Raw genomic sequence first — 21018 nt, 5'->3', positions numbered from 1 at the left:
AACTAAATCCCATCTCACCGGGATGATACAAAGCACTAACTTATTTGCATAAAAAATGAGCTAATAGACGGTTTACGCAATAAAATAGATAGAATGGCATAATTTATCTATGACATGTATCCGGTCATAATACCGAAGAAAAAAGCAATTCTGAAAAGTCTTTAGACCGTTTTATTTTTGCCATCGATTTTAAAGACGGTTTGGTCTATTATAAATGGCAAACCGTCTATTCGGAGAATTTGCTTTGCTGAATTTGCATTGTTTTGTTTTAAACCAATAGCAAATGAAACAGCCCCAACATAAAATCAATCTATTTAAATTAATTTTCCCATCTATCAGTATTGCAATTATTTGTTTGTTGCTGTTTGATGTTCGTGTTGATGCACAAAACAATCCGGCAAGGGGCCCCCAACCGGGTGCGGCAGGGGGTAACGGAAGCATCTCGGGAATGATAATCGATTCGCTCACCAGAAAACCATTGGATTATGCAACTGTAAGCCTGTTCAAAGCAGGTATCGCGGCTCCGGTAAACGGCGGCCTTACAGATGTAAAGGGCACTTTTAAAATTGCCGGGTTACAGGCTGGAGAGTACATGATCCAGGTAGCATTTCTTGGTTATACTACCAAAACTATAAACAAGGTAATATTGGCGGAGTCAAAAATGGATCTGAGCGTTGGCCAGATCATAGTTGCGCCGAGCGCGAAAATGCTTAATGCAGTACAGGTAACCGGCCAAAAGGCACTTATTGAAAACCGGATTGACAAACTGGTTTTTAATGCAGAAAAAGATGTAACCAGTGCCGGAGGTAATGCAACAGACATCTTACGCAAAGTGCCCATGGTATCTGTTGATATGGATGGTAATGTAGCCTTACGCGGCAGCCAGAACGTACGTATTCTCATTAATGGAAAACCATCCGGCGCGCTGGTCACTAATGCTGCCGACGTTTTAAGGTCAATGCCTTCTGATCAGATCAAGAACATTGAGGTAATAACAGCTCCATCTGCCAAATATGATGCAGAAGGTTCTGCAGGTATAATCAATATCGTTACCAAAAAGAAAGACATATCGGGCTTTAGCGGGTCTGTTACCGGAAGCGTTGGTACGAGGCAGAGTAATCAAAGCGCAAATTTTAACTTCAATAAAAACAAACTAAGTTTAACAGGAAACTTTGGGTACAATACAGGCTGGCCTCAAACAACCTATACTTCATTCAGTAGTCAAAATACCGAATTAGGTACTTCATCGTCTTCAAACGGTCAGAATACATCCAACCGGCATTTTACCAATGGGTCAGCGTCTTTGGGCTATGATTTTGATGAAAAAAACAGTTTCTCTTCTTCCTTTAGCACCAGGGGAGGTGCATTTAAAAACAGCGGCAGCAGTACCAACAGCAATTTTTCTGCACAGGAAGGAAATGTAGATTATACTGCCATAACCAGTAATGAGTTCAAGGTTTCCAATTTTGACTGGAACAACGATTTTACGCATAAATTCAAAAAAGAAGGCGAAGAGATCAGTATCGCCGCGCAATGGACACATGGGTTATCTGACGTAAATTACCTGTCAGAATACTCCGCTTTTACACAAAACCAGCGTGCTGCCAATAACGGCACCAATAACGAATATACAATACAAACAGATTATGTACTCCCTATCAATAAGGTCTTTAAAATAGAGACAGGAGCTAAATCTATTTTAAGAAGAATTAAAAGTGAGTACGACTTTTTTAACCCGGATGCCACAGGCGCTTATGTATTTAACGCTGCAACCTCAAACACTTACGATTATGACCAGGATGTATATTCAGGCTACGGCTTGCTTACAACTACACTTAAAAGCGGTTATACCATCCAAGTGGGAGCGCGTCTTGAAAACACTAAGATCGACGGCAACTCCGGCAACGCAAGCGTAGGCCTTTCACCGTTCAATAACAGTTATACCAATTTTATTCCGAGTTTTGTTATTTCAAAGGCGATCACGCCAACTCAAACGATGAAACTGAGCTATAGCAAGCGTATACAGCGCCCGAGTTTGCAGTTCTTAAATCCTTTTCTAAACACCAGTAATCCTTTGAACCAAACACAGGGTAATCCGGAATTGTCTCCTGAGATCTCGCAAACAATAGAATTGAATTATTCTACTTTCATAAAAAGCTCGGTTATCAATGTGTCTGTTTATTATAGGAAAACGGACGATATTATAGAAAGCTATGTACGCACCGTTCCATTTACTACTATTGATAACAATGGCAACGCCGTTACCAGGGACGTATCGCTTACCAGCTACCTTAATGTGGGCAATAACAATTCAATTGGCTCCAGCTTATTCGGTTCGGTAGAACTTTTTAAGTTACTTACATTAAGAGGTAATGTAAATGCATTTACCTACAAGCCGCAAATTATCAGCAGCCTGCAACAAGGTGCACAGTCAACCTATATACAATATAATGCGTTTATCAGCGGCACAGTAAAATTAAATCCCAAGCTCTCTGCTGAAACTTTTCTGATACAAAATTCCGCAAGGCGTACATTTCAGGGTACTAATCCTGCATTCAATCTTTTTGTTATTGGCGTCAAACAGGAAATCTGGAAAAAGAAAGGGTCTGTCGGGCTTAATATTACCCAGCCTTTCCAAAATTATAAAGATTTTACTTCACGCATCAGTAGTGGGGCGCTTACACAAAACAATCGTTTTTCAGTTCCTTTCAGGTCATTCGGGGTAAGCTTTACGTATAACTTCGGGAAAACAACTTTTGGCCCTCAAATGCCTAAGAAAAAACGCGGTGTAACCAATGATGATCTGAAACAAGGTGATGGAAATAATGGCTCGGGCGGACAGAATAATAACTAATATATAACCGGCTTTCACCTTCTTAAGCAATTACAGCATATTATTGATTTTATCCTTTGAATGACATCAATCTTCGAATAAATAACCACTATAAGCTAAACCTTTGGCCACACTTTTGAAATTATCTCCCGAATTTAAATTGACATGAGGAAACCTGTTTTTAAAAAGTTTCTGAATACTACCCATCATGGAAGTTCCGCCAGTTAAAAAAAGACTATCGATATTTTCGGGGTCGATACTATTTTGCAACATAAACTCATCGAGGTAGTTTGCAATCCGGGCCACATCTTTTGCAATAACCTCTTCATAAACTCCCAAGGAGATTTCCTCCTCAATTTTGATATCCATTTTGTGATAGCTAAACATGGAACTATCCGCATTTGTAAGCGTAATTTTTGTTTTTTCGATAGATTGAAATACCGAATAGCCCAAATTGTGTTCAATAAGCGTGATCAGGTTTTTAAACTGCGGGTTTTTGCCCGAAAAAAAATAGTAATCTTCTATATCTTTTTTAATGCGTAAACCATTAAAAAAATTCATTTGTTCCCAGGAGCAAATGTTTGCAAAAAGTGATTTTGGAACAGTTAATACCTTACCCGGGGTTGCTTCATATTGGGTGTGCTTGCCAAAATAAGGCGTACCTTTATCCCACATAAAGGCGGAATCGAAGCTATCTCCACCCACATAAATCCCACCATTGGCCATCATGTCGTTCTTTCTTTCTCTGCTCCCAACTTTTTCAGGATCGAGAACCAAATAAGTAAAATCTGTGGTGCCCCCGCCAAGATCGGCAACTAGTACATTTTCTTTTTTTGCGAGGGTCTTTTCATAGGCAAAAGCGGCCCCTATGGGCTCAAATTGATACCGAACGTCTACAAAACCAGCAATTTCCGCTGCTTTACTTAGTCTGGTCTGTGCCAGCGTGTCTTTTTGTACATTGTCGTCATCAAAAAAAACAGGCCTGCCAATTACCGCTTTTCGGCAATCTTGTCCAATAAACAGATCTGCACGGGTTTTTAATTCCTTTAAAATAATAGCCACAAGATCAGAAGCATTGTACTTCTTATTGTGGATACGGGTTTCCGTGAAACTGCTCCTTGATAATATTTGTTTAACAGACTTGATAAAACGCCCTTTCATATCATCGTTAAGGTAAGCCGTGATCGCTTCTTCGCCTACAACATAATTTTGGGCATTTTCTGTATTGGGTTGATGATAGAAATAAATAAGCGAAGGAATAATAATGGTACTACGGATTTCTTTTGATTCTTCGTCGTAAATTGCCAAAGCCGAGTTGGTTGTTCCAAAATCGATTCCGTATAAAAACCTTTTCATAATACAGGGATAAGACAATAAAAATTTTAAGGGCGGCGAAGGTATTAAAAATATATTATTTTTCAATTGGGTTTATTCAACAAGGGCGTTTCCGTGCGGGCTGCCAAATATGCCCATCATCTCATTTTGGGTCTTCCGGTTAACCGAAATGAAAACTGATCGCCACCATTTGTTTGTTGGCATAGCAGGTTAGCTATGACATGGATGCCTGAGCAGGCGGATTTGCGAAAGTAAAATACCAGTTAATGAAGGTACTCATATTAGTTATTAGACTAATAGTATCCTTTATACTATTCATAATTACTTAAAGAGTAAAATATTTAACGTTTGCCAACTATCTTAATGCAATATGGTTCGGTTAATATTTGTTCTTATAACAATAATGCTTTTTCCGAAGATGTGTTGTGGTTGTATAAAGGCATTTTTATTTAAACATTAAAGCAACCTTATAATTAAAAAAATGGATTACAACTAACTGCTTTATACAGGCACTTACTTTGTATAACAGGCTTGATGAATCTCTTCATAAAAAATATGGTCAGCACCCGTTGCAAAATAATTGTTGAAATGGAATTCCAGAAAGCTGGAATTAAATGTATAAGCATAGATTGGGGGAGAGTTGAAATAGCAGGAACTGTTACACCTAAACAAATTCAAAAAGTTGGTATTAACTTATTAAGTTATGGATTAGAATTATTAGATAAAAAGAAAAACATCTTAGTTGAAAGAATTAAAAACGTTATCATCAATATCATCCATCATTCAGATACCCGCTTAAAAATAAATTTCTCAGATTATTTAGGTGAAAAGTTATGTCGTGATTATACTTATCTCGCCAACGTTTTTTCAGAAGTAGAAGGAACTACTATTGAACAGTTTATAATTTTACATAAAATTCAATTGGTAAAGCAATTGATTAATTATGATGAACTTAACTTAACCGAAATTTCATGGAAGCTGCATTATAGCAGTGTAGCACATCTGTCTACTCAGTTTAAGAAAGTTACGGGAATAACGCCTTCGCAATTTAAACAGCTTACTAGCCAAAATAAAATTGAGCTTGAAAACGTGTGAATTATATAACTTAATATAATAGTTGTATAACAGATCAATCACCATTCTGGCATAGGTTTGTAAGACCTTAAATTTGATCAAACAGACTTAAGGCCCCTACAACTTACTTTCCAAATATATTTATGAAAAAAAATTTTACTATGATTATGGATGGCATTCCTATGCGTCAAAGCACGAGCTATCCCAGTGTTTTTAAAGCTTTTCTTTCTTTTTTAGTGCTTATTACAGTATTAACAACTGGATGCAAAAAAGATGAATACAAAGGCGAGATAAAGGGAGATTGCCCGGTGGTGGTTGCAACTGATCCTGCAGATAAAGCTGTAGATGTTGCTCTTAACAAAGTAATATCGGCAACGTTTAACACAAGCATGGCCCCTTCAACAATTAATGATAAGACATTCACCATAAAACAGGGAACTACAGTTATTACAGGTAAGGTTGCTCCAACCGCGGATAGTAAAATATTCACATTCACTCCAGATCAACCGCTTCTGCCATTTGTAACTTATACCGGTACAATTACAACAGGTGCTACAGATACTTTACGCACAGCAATGGTAAGTAATTATGTATGGAGCTTTACAACCGTTCCGCAAATAACACTGTCTTCAGTTCCGGCTGCAGGTGGCCTGTCAGCGGGAGCAGGTACTTTTGCACAAGGAGCATCAGTTACTGTAACTGCAACGCCAAATGCTGGTTACACATTCACCAACTGGACAGATAACGGTGCTGTTGTATCAACAAGTTCAAGCTATCAGTTTATTATGGCCGGCAACAAAACTTTAATTGCCAATTTTAAACTTATACCACCATCGCAGTTTGCTGTAGTATTATCATCTTTACCAGTTGCGGGTGGCACAACCAGCGGGTCGGGCGCTTATAACGCAGGCACGCCTGTAACAGTAACAGCGTTTCCAAGTACGGGCTATATCTTTGTTAATTGGACAGATAATGGTACAATAGTTTCTACAAGTTCAAGTTACCAATTTAACATAACAGGTAACAAAACACTTGTTGCTAACTTTAGGCTGATACCGCCATCTCAATTTGCGGTTATCTTATCGTCAAGTCCTGCAGCAGGCGGGGCAACCAACGGGTCTGGTGCCTATAATGCAGGGGCTGCTGTAACTGTAACAGCTACAGCACATACCGGCTACAACTTTGTTAGTTGGACAGATAATGGCACAATAGTGTCATTATCTCCAAGTTACCAGTTCACCTTAAGTGCAAACAGGGCATTGGTTGCTAACTTTATTTTAGGTCCCGTAATACCCCCTGCCGGTGGCATAGGCGTAGGCCCTGGAGCAATAAACCTCGGATTAGCAGCAGACTTTACTATCCTTACCAAATCTGGTATATCAACAACAGGTATTACATCTGTTACGGGTAATATAGGCGTAAGCCCAACGGCTGCCACCGCAATTACCGGCTTTGGTTTAATTATGGATGCCAACGGGCAATCTTCCCACACACCTATTGTAACAGGTAAGGTTTATGCGGCAGATTATGCGTCTCCAACACCATCTAATATGACAACTGCTATAAATGATATGCAAACCGCATACACAACGGCAAATAATTTAGTTGTACCAGCTCCAATTGTTGATTTGTTTGCAGGAGATATCAGCGGCAAAATATTACCGGCCGGTTTATATAAATGGAATACAGGAGTATTGATATCTAACCAGGGTGTTACCCTAACAGGAGGACCAAACGATACATGGGTTTTCCAGATATCACAAAATCTTACTGTAAATAATAACGCCAAAATTACACTATTGGGCGGAGCGCAAGCTAAAAATATCTTTTGGGTAGTGGCAGGCCAGGCAACACTTGGTACCGGCGCAGACCTTAGCGGTATTATATTAAGTAAAACGTTGATCTCGCTAAACACAGGTGCTAAAGTTACCGGTAAATTACTGGCCCAAACAGCAGTTACCTTAAATGCCAGCACTGTTACACCATAGTGTATAAAATATTATCCTAGCTATAGTAATCCTCCTTAACAAGGGGATTTACAAGGCAATAAAAAATTAAAAAGATATCATATGTTACCCATAAATAAGATAATACAAAAAATCATTACCTGTATGTTCATGATAATCATGGCAGGTACAACAGTTAAAGCACAAACTATCCAGCCAACATGGTGGTTTGGTTTATCAGGTGCTGCAAATATTAATTTTTATGATGGTACAACCCAAAGGTTAACCAACTCGTTGATAGCTCCAACCGCTTTTCATAAAGGTAATGGAGTACGCCCATATGGATCGCTACTGGTGGAGTACCGGCCTACCGGTGTTATAGGTGCAATGCTTAATATAGCATATGATGGCCGTGGAGGGAAATTTAAAGATGTTGTAGCACCTTGTAATTGCCCGGCTACCTTAAAAACCAGTACAAGCTATATTGCTATTGAACCAAGTATACGTTTAAGTGTGCCCTCGACAGGTTTGTACTTTTTTGCAGGTCCGCGTGTTGCTTTTAATGTAGATAAAGATTTTGCTTATACCCAGCTTAAACAACCAAATTCAAACGGGCAGCTAAGTGCTATGAAAAAAACTGTTTTTTCCGGTCAGGTTGGTGTTGGTTATGATATTATAACTTCATCGGCAGCTAGTACAACAAAGGTTAGCATATCACCTTTTGTTTCGTTCCACCCTTATTTCGGTCAGGAGCCGCGTAGTATTGAAAGCTGGTCAATAACAACAGTACGTGCCGGTATAGCACTTAAATTCGGTAAAGCATCAAAATCGGCAATTAAAGAGGTTACTATAGTGCCGGTAGCGGTTCATGATTTTACTTTTGTTGTTCGTGCGCCTAAAACAATGCCGTTAAACCGCCAGGTAAGCGAAACTTTGCCACTACGTAATTCTATTTTCTTTGAGGAGGGATCAACGCAGGTTGCAGCCAGGTATATCAATCTTTCACAGAGTCAGGCAGCCGATTTTAAGGAAGATCAGCTAAAAAATGAGCAGTCCGTAAACATGATTGGTCGTTCGGCGAGGCAGTTGAATATTTATCACAATATCTTAAACATCCTCGGTGATCGCTTAAGGTCTAACCCGGGTACTGTTATTTCGCTTACGGGCGCTTCCGGAAATGGCCCGCAGGAGGGGAGGATGCTTGCAGAGGCTGTTAAAGGTTATTTAGTTACAGTATTCGGAATTGAGGGTTCAAGAATAGGTATACTCGGGCGTACAAAGCCGGTTATTCCGTCTGAACAGGCTGGTGGCACTAAAGAGCTTTTACTTTTAAGGGCTGGGGATCGCCGTGTTGATATAACAAGTGCATCACCGCAGTTGTTAATGGAAGTAGGCGGTGATTTGATGAAGCCGGTTCAAATAATTGCTACGCAAGCAGATCCGCTTGATAGCCGTATTGTTTTAAATGTTGACAGTGCCCAACAATTACTTAAATCATGGTCAATAGATGTTACAGACGAAGAAGGAACTGCGCAACATTACGGCCCTTTTACCCGTAATCAGGAAAGCATTTCAGGAGCATCTGTTTTAGGTAGCAATGCCGGAGGCGATTATAAAGTTGTTATGACAGGAGAAAGCAGAAAAGGCTTACCTGTAAGGAAAGAAAGTGTGTTGCATTTGATGCGACAGGAAGAAACCACCGGAAAAAATTCCCGTTATAGTATCTTGTATGAGTTTGATAAATCTAACTCAATAGCGTCATATGATAAGTTTTTAACTGATGTGGTATCGGCTTCAATTACAGACGGATCAATGGTGATGATACATGGCCATACCGATATTATTGGCGAAGAAGGTCATAATCTGAAATTATCAAAAGAGCGTGCTAATGACGTTCAGCGCATATTGCAAAGTGCTTTAGTTAAAGCTGGTAAAAACAATGTAAAATTTGAAGTAACAGGTTTCGGCGAGGACGTAGGTAATGCACCATTTGAAAATAGTATTCCTGAAGAACGTTTTTACAACAGAACTGTTATCATTGATATTATACCGGTGAAATAAATAGAATATAATCATACATATACAATAGGCGGGGGTATCTCCGTCTATTGTATTAAATGCACAAACCAACTGAACATTCCATAGACTGTGTATATCTCATAAATGCCAGTTGCCCGATACCGTGTATAAGGTATAATGGTTTTTCCTCGCCTTTCTGATATGATCCATCTCTTTTGTTTCAGAGTTTAAATCATATCAGCAGGAAGATTACAAGATTTTATTAATCGGTAAGGTTACTTTTATGGCCAATCGCCCGGAACGTCACCTATTTTACACGCTCAAGATATTCACCCGTGCGTGTATCTACTTTTACTTTATCGCCCTGGTTTACAAATAATGGTACTTTTATTTCCACGCCATTCTCTGTTGTCGCGTATTTTAGTGCACCAGAAGACGTATCGCCTTTAACAGCCGGTTCGGCATAAGTAATTTCCAATTCTACACTGTTAGGTGCCTGCGCCATAATAGGTTCTTCACTTTCAAAAGACACGATCACGTTCATTCCTTCTTTTAAAAATTTTACAGCTGGGCCAAATAGTGATTTTGGGATATTAAACTGATCAAAAGTGGTGTTATCCATTATCACCATGTAATCGCCTTCTTCGTACAGATATTGGAAATCATTAGTTTCTACACGGCAAATTTCAACCTGTTCGTCGGTGGCTAAACGAGCCTCCACAATTTTTCCGGTTTTAATGTTACGAAATTTATCTAAATAGAAAGCCCCACCTTTACCCGGTGTGCGATGCAGAACTTCTGTAACGGTTACCAGTTCGCCGTTGTAACGTAATATATTTCCTACTTTAATTTCAGATGCTTTTGCCATGTAAATACAATTGTAAATTTTAAATGCGAAGATATATTAAGTTATGGTAAACATTATCATAATTGGCGCTCTTTGTTCATTTTGCAAAATACACCTTAATAAAGAAGTATCCGATGTGGGATGCAAGTTGGGGTATCATGCAACCGGCTTGCATAAAAAAGAATTAGATTTTTAACTTTGGTGATAATATGAAATGGATCACCCGTGAACGCCCTAAGATTGATCGCATCGCCTGTCCCTGGGTGATCAAACGCTTTATTGACCCCGAGGCGGAGATAATTTACGTGCCAGTTGACCAGGTGATTGCGCAGGCCGCGGTGTTAAATGCCACCCCATTTGACCTGCCCGGTGTGGAATACACCCATTATGACGACCAGTGCAGCTTTGATTACTTCCTTAAAAAGCATCAGTTAAAAGATGTTGCGCTTGACCGCATAGCTGCCATCGTTCGGGGCGCAGATACTGATCGGCATGATTTCGCCCCGCAGGCATCGGGATTGTCAGCCATTTTTCTGGGCTTATCAAAAAATATTCCTGATGATCATGAACTGCTGGATCTGGGGATGAAAGTTTATGACGGACTGTATACCTGGGCCAAATATCTGTACGAGCAAAAACATATTCAAGAGCCGGTGGAGTATGTGTTATTGGAGGTTTTTAATAAATATCTAAAACAGCAGGGTGCCAAAAAATCACCGGAATGGGCAAAAGAGCTCAAAGAAATGATCCAGGACCAGGTCGATACTAATATGAGCCTGAGCCTTAGGCAAGTATCTGAAGAGCTGGAGATCAATCCCGCATATCTCTCACGGGAGTTTTCCAAATATTTTGAGAACTTATCATTTGGCGATTATATCCGCAAAATGCGAATCGAAAAAGCTATGAGTATGATGGAAACTACGAATTACTCTTTGACTGAGATCGCTTATCTGACCGGTTTTTCAGACCAAAGTCATTTTAACCGGATCTTTAAGAAACAAATGGGCATGAAAGCTTCAGAATATAAAAAAAACCTGCCGAAAAAGTAAAACTGGTTCTACTTAAGTAAAATCTGTTCTATTTTGCAGGCAGAAATTCTCATAGCATTGTGCTTATATACAGTACTGGACCTCCAGCTATGAAACGTCTTATTTTACCTGTCTTTCCAAAGATCAGCCTGACTGCAGGAATGCTCTTTTGTTTTTTACTACCCCAACGGGTAACTGCACAGCAAATTAAATCTTACCTTGATTCTCTGCTCCATACGGCAACGGTCAATTATCCGCTGATCAGAGTTAAGAAACTGCAAACTCAAGCTTTGCAATACGCAGTTAAATACAAGCAGAACGGCTTGATCCCCTCACTTAACGCATCTTACCAGGTGGATTATGCCACGGCGAATAACATTACCGGTATGATTTATCCGCAATATATTACGCCAATTAGCGGCCCACCCAGCAAGGGTAATGATTACAGCGGTGTGCCGGGCAGTGCAGCCGCGCTTAACCTGCAATGGGAACCCATTACTTTTGGCCAGCGCGGTGCGGAAATTGAACTGGCTAAAGGCAAATTGCAATACGGCCAGGCGGATGAGAACTTAACGTTATTTCAGCACCAGGTATATGTGATTGGTGCCTGGCTGAATTATCTGCTGGTGAGCGACCTCATCAAAGTTTACCAATCCAATATTGATAAGTCGGCTTTTAACTTGAAGCAAGCGCAAACTTTAGTCGCTAGCGGTTTAAGGCCGGGTACAGATTCTTCTTCTTTTCACTCAGAATATACCAGGGCAGAAATGCAGCTAATTACCATTGAAAGACAGCGTGATTCCACGCTGATTGCCCTTAAAGAATTGGTGGGTGGTAAGCTACCGGTCGGTTTGGTTATTGATTCAGCCTTATTTAAACATATTCCGGAGGTAGCTTTAGGAGATACAGCATTGACCGATCACCCGGAAATTCAATTAGGCAAAGCTAACGTTGCAGCTAATGAACTAGCTTTAAAATCGCTCCGGAGAAGTATACTGCCACGATTGACCCTTTGGAGCACCGGTTATGGGCGGGGATCAGGGATTGGTGCGGATGGCTCAATTAATTCAAGCGACGGCTGGCGCTTTCAGCGGTATAATTATGGGGTGGGGGCGCAAATAGCTTTTCCCTTACTAGAAATCTTCAGGCAAAAACCCTTATGGAAACAACAGGAGCTTATTGCCGCATCCAGCCGGGAACAACTTGCTCAAACTGAACTGCGCCTGAACACCCAAAAGGAAATTGCGGCATCTAACTTTCAAAAGGCGGTGCAATCGGCACAGCTTGCACCGCAACAATTTTATTCTGCCCAATATACCTACAAGGCCATCCAGTCCAGATATAAATCCGGCCTGATCAATTATTACGATGTGATACAGGCGCAGCAATTATTATTTCAGTCTGCGGCCACCGTAAAGATCGCTTATTACGCTGCCTGGCGGGCTTTATTAAACGAGGCCGCCTACAATGGCAACCTCAACCTGTTTTTAAATCAATACGGTAAATGAACATCCTCCAATTTTTATACGCCTCATTAAGAAAACCGGTCACGATTGTAGTAGCCGTTATTGCTATTATCTTTTTTGCCGTGGTTTCCATTAAAACGATGCCGGTTGATATATTTCCGAAACTGGGGACCCCCACAATCTATGTGGCCCAAACCTATGGCGGGCTGTCAGCTGAACAGATAGAAGGCTTTGTTACTTCTTACTATGAATACCATTTCCTTTATGTGACCGGCATTAAATCAGTAGAAAGCAAAACCATACAGGGGGTTACATTACTCAAACTCAATTTTTATGAGGGCACTGATATGGGCCAGGCCACCGGTGAGGTGGTTTCAATGGTGAACAGGGCGCGGGCGTTTATGCCGCCGGGTACCGTATCGCCCTTTGTAACCCGGTTTGACGGCGGAAGTGTAGCTGTTGGACAATTGGTATTCAGCAGCCCTACCCGGTCGTTAGGCGAAGTTTCTGACCTGGCCTTGTTTAAGGTTAGGCCAATGTTTTCTACGCTGCCCGGTGTTTCTGCGCCACCACCGTTTGGCGGGAATCAGCGCTCCGTTCTGATCAAAGCCGATCCGAATAAGTTGCGCAGTTATGGTATCAGTCCCGAGGAATTGGTAACAGCAATAGCTAAAGGGAACACTATCCTTCCGGCGGGCAACTTGCGCGTGGGCGATCAAATGCTCATTGCGCCGCAAAATACGGTTGTAGATAATATTCAGGATCTGGGCAATATTCCTGTAAGAACAGGCAGCGGCCCGGCTGTTTATGTGCATGATCTGGCGCAGGTAGATAATGGTGCGGATATTACGGCAGGTTATGCATTGATCAATGGCAAACGGTCGGTTTATATCCCGGTAACTAAGCGGGCCGATGCCTCCACGTGGGACGTTGTGCAAAAAGTAAAAGCTGCTTTGCCGGATATGCAGGCGGCTATCCCGCCAGATATTAAAGTAAGCTATGAATTTGATCAGTCGGGTTATGTGATCAATTCACTCAAAAGCCTGCTGATAGAGGGGATCCTGGGGGCTTTGCTGACCGGCTTAATGGTGTTACTGTTTTTAAGGGATTGGCGCGGCTCGTTGATTGTTGTTTTAACGATACCTTTGGCTCTGCTTTCGGCGGTGATCTGCCTGAAGCTTTTTGGGCAAACTATCAATATTATGACTTTGGGCGGTCTGGCTTTAGCTATCGGCATATTGGTGGATGAGGCGACGGTAACCATCGAAAATATCCACCATCATCAGGAAAAAGGAGAACTGAAAGGGCGGGCTATACTGGAAGCTTGTAAAGAAATTGCCTTACCTAAATTATTGATCCTGTTGTGTATCCTGGCTGTATTTTTCCCGGCATTCTTTATGTCGGGCATCCCCAAAGCAATGTTTCTGCCGCTTGCTTTATCGGTTGGTTTTGCCATGATCGCATCTTTCCTGTTATCCCAATCTTTTGTACCTGTAATAGCCAACTGGCTGTTTAAGGATAAACCGGCCGAAGCTGTAAAGGAAGGCAAACGAATGACCCGTTTTAAAGAAAGGCATGAAAGGTTGATCCATCGCCTATCGCCAGGCAGAAAAGTGTTGATACCCGTTTACCTGATACTTTCTATCGCTTTGGCAGCACTTCTTTTTTTCACTGTTGGCAAGGAACTATTCCCCAAAGTAGATGCGGGGCAATTCCAGGTCAGGCTCAGGTTACCGGAAGGAACACGTATTGAGCGGACAGAAGCTAAAACAAAGCAGTTGCTACACCTGATAGACAGTTTATCCGGTGGTAACAAAATTGCTATATCCTCCGCCTATGTCGGCCTGGTGGGGTCAAGTTATCCGGTAAGTGTTATTCACTTGTGGACGAGCGGACCCGAAGAAGCTTTGTTGAAGGTCAAATTTATTTCGGGCGCTGGTATCCATCTGGATGCTTTTAAAGAGAGTGTACGGCAGGCTGTAACTCAGCAAATGCCCGCGGCACATATTTCTTTTGAACCGGCAGACCTGGTAGAACAGGTAATGAGCCAGGGAACAGGCACACCGATACAGGTACAGGTATTAGGCAAAAGCTTAACGCAGGATCGTGAATTTGGTAAGAAGATTGTGGAAAAGCTGAAAACGCTACCATACCTACGCGATGTTACTTATAGTGCGCCGCAGGGCTATCCTGCTATGAAGATCGAATTTGACCGGGTGAAGCTGGGGCAGTTGGGTTTAACCGTGGAGGATGCCGGTAAATCACTGGCTGCGGCTACCTCGTCCAGCCGCTTTACACAGCCTAACTATTGGGTAGATAAAGCAGCCGGAACGGCTTACCAGGTACAGGTGCAGATACCGGAACTGATCATGAACGACCCGGCGCAGGTGGATAATATTTTATTAAGTTCCGATAATGGTAAACAGGTTTATATGCGTGATGTGGCGACCTGGAAGATGGGAAATACCGAAGGTGAATTTGATCGCCTGAACCAAAAACGGTTTATCACCATTACCGCCAATCTGCAAGGTAAGTCGCTGGGCGCGGCAATTAAAAATATTGATAAGATCATTGCAGGAACAGGTAAACTGCCGGAGGGCATGAAGATTCAGCAGCCCGGGCAAGCAGAGGTATTTCTGCAAACTTTTATGGAACTGCAAAACGGTATTTTACTGGCTATTGTGGTGATCTTCCTGTTATTGGCGGTAAATTTTCAATCATTTAGGTTATCGCTGGTCATTATCGCGGTTATACCCGGTATTTTAGCGGGTAGCTTGCTGTTGCTCTGGATCTGCGGCCAAACGCTGAATATACAATCTTATATGGGCTGTATCATGGCGGTTGGTGTGGCGGTTGCTAATGCCATCCTCTTTGTTACGCAGGCAGAAAAGCATCGGCGCGAAAAATTAAGTGAACCTTATTTACAAGGGATAAAAGATAGGATCAGGCCTATCCTAATGACCAGTTTGGCTATGATTGCAGGGATGATTCCGATGGCATTAGGTTTAGGTGAAGGCGGCGATCAAACTTCACCTTTAGGAACAGCCGTGATTGGCGGCCTTATCTTCTCCATGTTTTCCAGTCTTATCATATTACCACTAATTTATCAGTCATCCATTGGAAACCGTCCTGTACCGGTGATCTCGTTAGATCCCGATGATCCGCAAAGCAAATATCACCTCTTAACCGAAAATCAATCATGAAAGCTATATATTTTATGTTTCTAATCCCTGTTTGTCTGCTAATAGCTTGCGGAGGGAATCAAACGGAAAAAGCCGTGCCACAGGGACTGCCGGAAAAACCGGTAGTAAAACTGATCACATTGAAGCTGGAACCCATTTCTAATAAACTAAACCTCACCGGAGAAATCACCCCCTTTGACCGCGCTAATATCTATGCGCGTACACCCGGCTATGTAAAAGAAGTTAAAGTAGATATTGGTTCAAAGGTTACCAAAGGGCAGGTATTGTGTATACTGGATGCACCGGAATTAAAAGCCACACAAGCCCAAAGCCAAAGCAACAGCATGGGAGCGAGGTCCAAATATGAATCAAGCAGATCAACTTATTTACGGTTATTAAAAGCCGCTCAAACGCCGGGTGCCGTTGCAGATAATGAACTTGATATTGCCCGCAACCAAATGCGGACAGACAGCGCTGCATACCAGGCTTCCCGCTCGGCAACTCAGGCTAATAAAGCTATGGAAGATTACCTGGTAATTCGTTCGCCTTTTAATGGTGTGGTTACGGCAAGGAACATATTTAAGGGAGATTTTGTGGATAACACCGGTAAAACGCTCTTATTTCGTGTGGAGGATAATTCGTCTTTAAGGGTAGACATAGCTGTGCCTGAAGCTTATAATTCAACCACTTTAAAGGGAAACGAAGCAACCTTTACTGTATCAGCCAACCCGGGTCAGGTGTTTAAAGCTAAGCTGGCGAGGAAATCGGATGCTATTGATCCGCAAACAAGGAGCGAAACCTGGGAATTGACCTTTCCGAATGCAGGCGGCTTGCTTAAACCCGGAATGTTTGCCCAGGTAGTATTACCGGTTAGTCGTCCGAAAGAGGGATTTCTCGTTCCGTTTAAAACGGTTGTCTCTACCCAGGAACGTAAATTTGTAATTAAGGTAGAAAACGGCAAAACCCAATGGGTGGACGTAAAGACGGGATTTACCGGCAAAGAGAAGACCGAGATAGCAGGCGATCTGAAAGCAGGAGATCAACTGGTGGCACAGGCTAACGAAGAACTGAAAGAAGGCGTAACTGTGCAGGTAAAACAGTAGCTCAGAAAAGGTAAAATCTATTCTACCGAATGGTCATTTCTGTTCTATTATCCGGCATTGAAACATCGTAAATTTATTTACCGATTAGAAAATAACAACATCACCACCATGGAAACCAATAAATTCACCCGCAGACAAGCTTTACAGGCCACAGCCGTGATCGGTACAGCCTTACTGTTACCTATTGATAAAGTAAAGGCAATAACATTGCCTCCAAGCAAAACCCCGCCGATAACAGCCGATGAAATAGCAGCTATTGACGCTGCCCTGGGCAAGAAAGGCAGCTATAAAGAAGCGGAATCTGTTTATACCACGCCACTACCGCGAAACGACCTGAAAATGAAGATCAAGGGCGTGCCCATACCGATCCCGTTTGGTTTTGGCGGCTGGGTATCTTTTAAGAAAACGGTTGACGGTAAATCAGCTATGGTGATGAGCGATACCGTATTGCAGATGGAAGAGGTTAACCCATTAATATCTGCTGCACACGCCAACGGCCTGGAGATTGCTGCTATTCATAATCATTTCTTTTACGAGGAACCGCGCATCTTCTACATGCACATTCATGGCATGGGAACTGTAGCGGAGCTGGCAAAAAAATATGCTGATACCATCAGGGATAGTAAACTGTTCCCTGCTAATCAACCGGCACCGTCTGCACCACCAGCTGTTACCGGGAAAGAAAACTTTGATATTCCGGCATTGGATGCCATCGTGAAATATACCGGTACGGTGAACGGGCCTACCTATAAATATACCATCGGGCGGGCCGATCTAAAGGTGATCGCGATGGGCGTGGAAATGACCACAAACATTGGTTTGAATACCTGGGCCTCTTTTGCAGGAAAACAGGATGATGCCCATATCGCCGGTGATGTGGCTATGCTGCAAAGCGAAGTAAATACCGTGATCAAAACCCTGCGGGCACACAACCTCGAAGTGGTAGCTGTCCATAATCACATGCTAGGCGATGATCCGCACATGATCTTCCTGCATTATTATGGCAGAGGTAAGGCGACCGATTTGGCACAAGGTTTCCGCGCGGCGCTGGATGTTTTAGGTAAGAAACCTGAAAAACCCATGGGCGGTATGAAGATGTAGTAATGAAATAATTCTTAAACCCAATTCTCATGAAATGGATCACTCGCGAACGGCCAAAAATTGACCGTATTGCCTGTCCCTGGCTTATTAAAAACTTTGTTGACCCGCAGGCAGCGTTCCTGTTTGTGCCAAAGGAACAGGTCATTGAACAGGCAGAGATATTTGATGCAATACCTTACGATATTGCGGGCGTGGAATACACCCACGAGGGTGAACGCTGCACGTTTGACTATATCATCAAAAAACACGGCCTGACCGATCCTGCTGTTTTACAGATCGCTGAAATTGTTCGCGGCGCAGACACCGCCCGTTTTGATCTGGCACAGCAGGCGGCGGGCCTTTGGGCAATCTCTGCCGGGCTGTCCTATAATTTTAAAGACGACCACGAGCAACTGGCTGCAGGTTTAATTATTTATGATGCCCTGTATAGCTGGGCTAAATATGTACAAGAGGAAAAACACACATGGAAAAGCAACTGACAAAAAGCAAACCGGCCTATTCATTAGCCGAGATCACTTTATACTATTTAAAACTCGGCACCTGGGGTTTTGGCGGGCCGGTGGCCTTAGTTGGCTATATGCAGCGTGACCTGGTAGAAAACAAAGGTTGGCTCACCGAAGAAGAATATAAAGAAGGCCTGGCTTTAGCACAATTAGCACCGGGGCCTTTGGCCGCGCAACTGGGTATTTATATCGGCTTTGTGCATTATGGACTGATCGGTGCGACCCTTACCGGATTGGCCTTTGTACTGCCATCTTTTATCATGGTGGCATTGCTGGGTATGGCCTATCAGCTATATGGCGGGCTGCCCTGGATGCAGGCGGTATTTTATGGGGTAGGCGCCGCCGTGATTGGTATTATCGCGATGAGCGCTTATAAGCTCACCATCAAATCTATCAGCAAACTGGAACCTGCGGCGATGAAAGCCAAATGGTTGCTATGGCTTTTTTATATTGCCGGTATTGTGGTAACCGTAATCAGCGAACGGGAAGAAATATTATTGTTCCTGGCCTGCGGTATTTTATATATGCTCATTAAAGCACCACCAGCCTGGATCAAAAAGCCTGTAATATTGCCTGCGGGAATTTTGATCAGTACCGGGTTCTGGAAGTATGAGGGCAAGACGCTGGAAGAGATTGCCTGGTTCTTTGCCAAAGCGGGTGCCTTTGTGTTTGGCAGCGGTTTAGCCATCGTACCGTTCCTGCATGGTGGTGTGGTTACCGAGTTTGGCTGGCTCAATGAGCATCAGTTTGTGGATGCGGTTGCCGTGGCCATGATCACGCCGGGGCCGGTGGTTATCACGGTTGGGTTTATCGGCTACCTGGTCGCTGGTTTTCCCGGCGCTTGTGTAGCTGCTTTGGCTACTTTCCTCCCGTGTTATTTATTCACCGTGGCTTTAGCCCCATCCTTTAAAAAGATCGCAAAAAACGCCAGTATCAAAGCATTTGTTGATGGCATTACCGCGTCAGTGATTGGTGCATTGGTCGGTTCGGTAATTATCATCGGTTTGCGTTCTATCATCGACGTTCCAACCGCATTGATTGGCATAGCCGCGGTTTTGGCGCTCATTTACATTAAAAAGTTACAGGAACCTTATATCATAGGTGTTGCGGCTATTCTCGGCATATTAATTAAAGCGCTATAATCATCTTATGGCTTAATCTTGCCTCCAGTGTGCGATAAGCAAAATCAATTAGGAGAAGCCAAGACCGCCAACCGCTTAATTGACTTATGATGTCTTTCTATAAAGCCCGTATGTTCCGCAGGTGTTAAGGCGGTCACTTAGATTTTGGAATGATTTTGTAACATGGTTACGCTGGCTTACAATAAAAATATCTTTCTCATATATCAATGAGCACATAAGGCTCAAATGTGCTATGTTAAACCTTTTCCCTTTTTTAATGTTTAAGATGGCACATACCAACTAACAGATAATTATGAAAAAGCTAATTTTATTTTCCGTTGCCCTTTTAAGTTTAGGATTTGCATCCTGTAAAAAGGATAATTCAAATTCAAGCGGTACTTCTCATGTAACCGTTAAGCTGACCGACGCTCCGGGTGCTTATGACGCGGTAATCCTGAACATTAAACAAGTTGTTATTCTTTCATCCGGTGGTGAAAAGACAGTGGACGTTAATACAACCCCAATAGACATTCTGCGTTTCAGAAATGGTAAGGATACCGTACTGGCGGGAGTTGATGTCCCGGCCGGGCGCCTTCAAGAGGTACGTTTGGTGTTGAATAATACCGGTAACCGGGTGGTTATTAACGGTATTTCTTATGATATGGATACCCCAAGCGGGCAGTCGTCTGGCGTAAAGCTTAAGGTACAGGATGACCTGACTGCCGGTGTAGCTTACACGCTGTTACTGGACTTTGATGCAGCGAAATCAATTGTTACAACAGGGAGTGGTAAATACAATCTGAAACCGGTGATAAGGGCTATTCCTCAAGCCGTATCCGGCGCGTTAACCGGGATAGTTACACCTGCTGCCGCTTATCCAAAAGTTTATGCTATTATGGGAACAGATACCATAGGGACCGTTGCTGACGCTACCGGAAAATTTTATTTCCCCGGATTAGCTGCAGGCATTTACCAGGTCAACTTTACACCTGTAAGCCCTTATGCTGTTAAAACCATAGATAATGTTACAGTAGTCAATGGGTCCGTTAAAGACCTCGGAACAATTACGATTACGCAGTAGTTAAGTGCTGTCATCCATTCTTAACTTCAGGAGTAAAATGCCTGGAGCAAAGCGGCTTTAACATAACGTTAAGGCCGCTTTTTAATTTTACCAAAATTTTAATCTGCGTTTAAATCAATAGGGAAACATTTTTGGTTCGGCCAACTTTACTATGGGCAGAAATTAGCAAATATGATTAATAGCAGAGTAATATAATCAGTAAGATCATAAAGTGTTTAAGGCGAAGGCGTAAGTATGTTATTGCCGGTTATACTACTACCTGGTTGGGCGGCCACGCCAACTAAACCCTTTAACATATTTATCATACAGCTCGGGGTAAAACTTAAAGGCATAGAGCAAACAATTTAATAGGTTAACATCCAATATTCTTTTCAGATAG

The 21018-nt window shown here is 42.4% G+C and carries 14 protein-coding genes; 12 read left to right on the top strand and 2 right to left on the bottom strand.

Features of this window, described 5'->3' with window-relative positions:
* The first annotated feature begins 283 nt into the window (after positions 1-283).
* A complete protein-coding gene (locus WC743_RS20290; RefSeq protein WP_373014987.1) occupies positions 284-2854 on the top strand; it encodes a TonB-dependent receptor domain-containing protein in 2571 nt (856 codons plus the stop codon).
* Between the two features lie 66 nt (positions 2855-2920).
* Here WC743_RS20290 and WC743_RS20285 read toward each other — a convergent pair whose 3' ends face one another.
* On the bottom strand, positions 2921-4189 hold the full coding sequence (locus tag WC743_RS20285; RefSeq protein WP_373014985.1) for an Hsp70 family protein: 1269 nt from the start codon (positions 4187-4189) through the stop codon (positions 2921-2923).
* 567 nt (positions 4190-4756) lie between these two features.
* On the opposite strand from WC743_RS20285, the gene WC743_RS20280 reads away from it, so the two are divergent.
* The 3 genes from WC743_RS20280 (at position 4757) to WC743_RS20270 (ending at position 9249) form a co-directional block, all read left to right on the top strand.
* Positions 4757-5263 carry a helix-turn-helix domain-containing protein gene (locus WC743_RS20280; RefSeq protein WP_373014983.1) on the top strand — a complete coding sequence of 169 codons (507 nt, stop codon included), beginning with the start codon at positions 4757-4759 and terminating at the stop codon, positions 5261-5263.
* Positions 5264-5385: 122 nt separating this feature from the next.
* The gene (locus WC743_RS20275; protein ID WP_373014981.1) at positions 5386-7230 is read left to right on the top strand and encodes an ice-binding family protein; all 1845 of its coding nucleotides are present in this window, start codon (positions 5386-5388) and stop codon (positions 7228-7230) included.
* A 123-nt stretch (positions 7231-7353) separates the two neighbouring features.
* Entirely contained in the window at positions 7354-9249 is a 1896-nt protein-coding gene (locus tag WC743_RS20270; RefSeq protein WP_373014979.1) for an OmpA family protein, read from the top strand.
* Between the two features lie 265 nt (positions 9250-9514).
* Here the strand turns inward: WC743_RS20270 and efp are convergent, their stop codons facing one another.
* Positions 9515-10075 (bottom strand): elongation factor P, encoded by a 561-nt coding sequence (gene efp / locus WC743_RS20265; RefSeq protein WP_373014977.1) that lies wholly within the window; start codon positions 10073-10075, stop codon positions 9515-9517.
* Positions 10076-10263: 188 nt separating this feature from the next.
* On the opposite strand from efp, the gene WC743_RS20260 reads away from it, so the two are divergent.
* The 8 genes from WC743_RS20260 to WC743_RS20225 all read left to right on the top strand — a co-directional run bounded on the left by WC743_RS20260 (position 10264) and on the right by WC743_RS20225 (position 20639).
* Positions 10264-11103 carry a chromate resistance protein ChrB domain-containing protein gene (locus WC743_RS20260; RefSeq protein WP_373014975.1) on the top strand — a complete coding sequence of 280 codons (840 nt, stop codon included), beginning with the start codon at positions 10264-10266 and terminating at the stop codon, positions 11101-11103.
* Between the two features lie 89 nt (positions 11104-11192).
* Positions 11193-12590: a TolC family protein gene (locus tag WC743_RS20255; protein WP_373014973.1), complete on the top strand. Its 1398-nt coding sequence runs from the start codon at positions 11193-11195 to the stop codon at positions 12588-12590.
* A complete protein-coding gene (locus WC743_RS20250) occupies positions 12587-15751 on the top strand; it encodes an efflux RND transporter permease subunit (protein WP_373014971.1) in 3165 nt (1054 codons plus the stop codon). The genes WC743_RS20255 and WC743_RS20250 overlap by 4 nt, the downstream gene beginning before the upstream one ends.
* Positions 15748-16833 carry an efflux RND transporter periplasmic adaptor subunit gene (locus tag WC743_RS20245; RefSeq protein ID WP_373014969.1) on the top strand — a complete coding sequence of 362 codons (1086 nt, stop codon included), beginning with the start codon at positions 15748-15750 and terminating at the stop codon, positions 16831-16833. The genes WC743_RS20250 and WC743_RS20245 overlap by 4 nt, the downstream gene beginning before the upstream one ends.
* Before the next feature lie 108 nt (positions 16834-16941).
* Positions 16942-17934: a DUF1259 domain-containing protein gene (locus WC743_RS20240; protein WP_373014967.1), complete on the top strand. Its 993-nt coding sequence runs from the start codon at positions 16942-16944 to the stop codon at positions 17932-17934.
* 29 nt (positions 17935-17963) lie between these two features.
* Complete coding sequence (locus WC743_RS20235) at positions 17964-18413, top strand: chromate resistance protein ChrB domain-containing protein (protein ID WP_373014965.1); 450 nt, start codon at positions 17964-17966, stop codon at positions 18411-18413.
* Positions 18398-19579 (top strand): chromate transporter, encoded by a 1182-nt coding sequence (locus tag WC743_RS20230; protein ID WP_373014963.1) that lies wholly within the window; start codon positions 18398-18400, stop codon positions 19577-19579. Before WC743_RS20235 ends, WC743_RS20230 begins: the two co-directional genes overlap by 16 nt.
* Positions 19580-19871: 292 nt before the next feature.
* Positions 19872-20639, top strand: a complete 768-nt coding sequence (locus WC743_RS20225; protein ID WP_373014961.1) for a DUF4382 domain-containing protein — start codon at positions 19872-19874, stop codon at positions 20637-20639.
* Positions 20640-21018: the final 379 nt, after the last annotated feature.

It is taken from the genome of Mucilaginibacter sp. (assembly GCF_041660805.1).
In the GTDB taxonomy this organism is placed as follows: Bacteria; Bacteroidota; Bacteroidia; order Sphingobacteriales; family Sphingobacteriaceae; genus Mucilaginibacter.
This window is presented reverse-complemented; position numbering and strand designations above follow the sequence as displayed.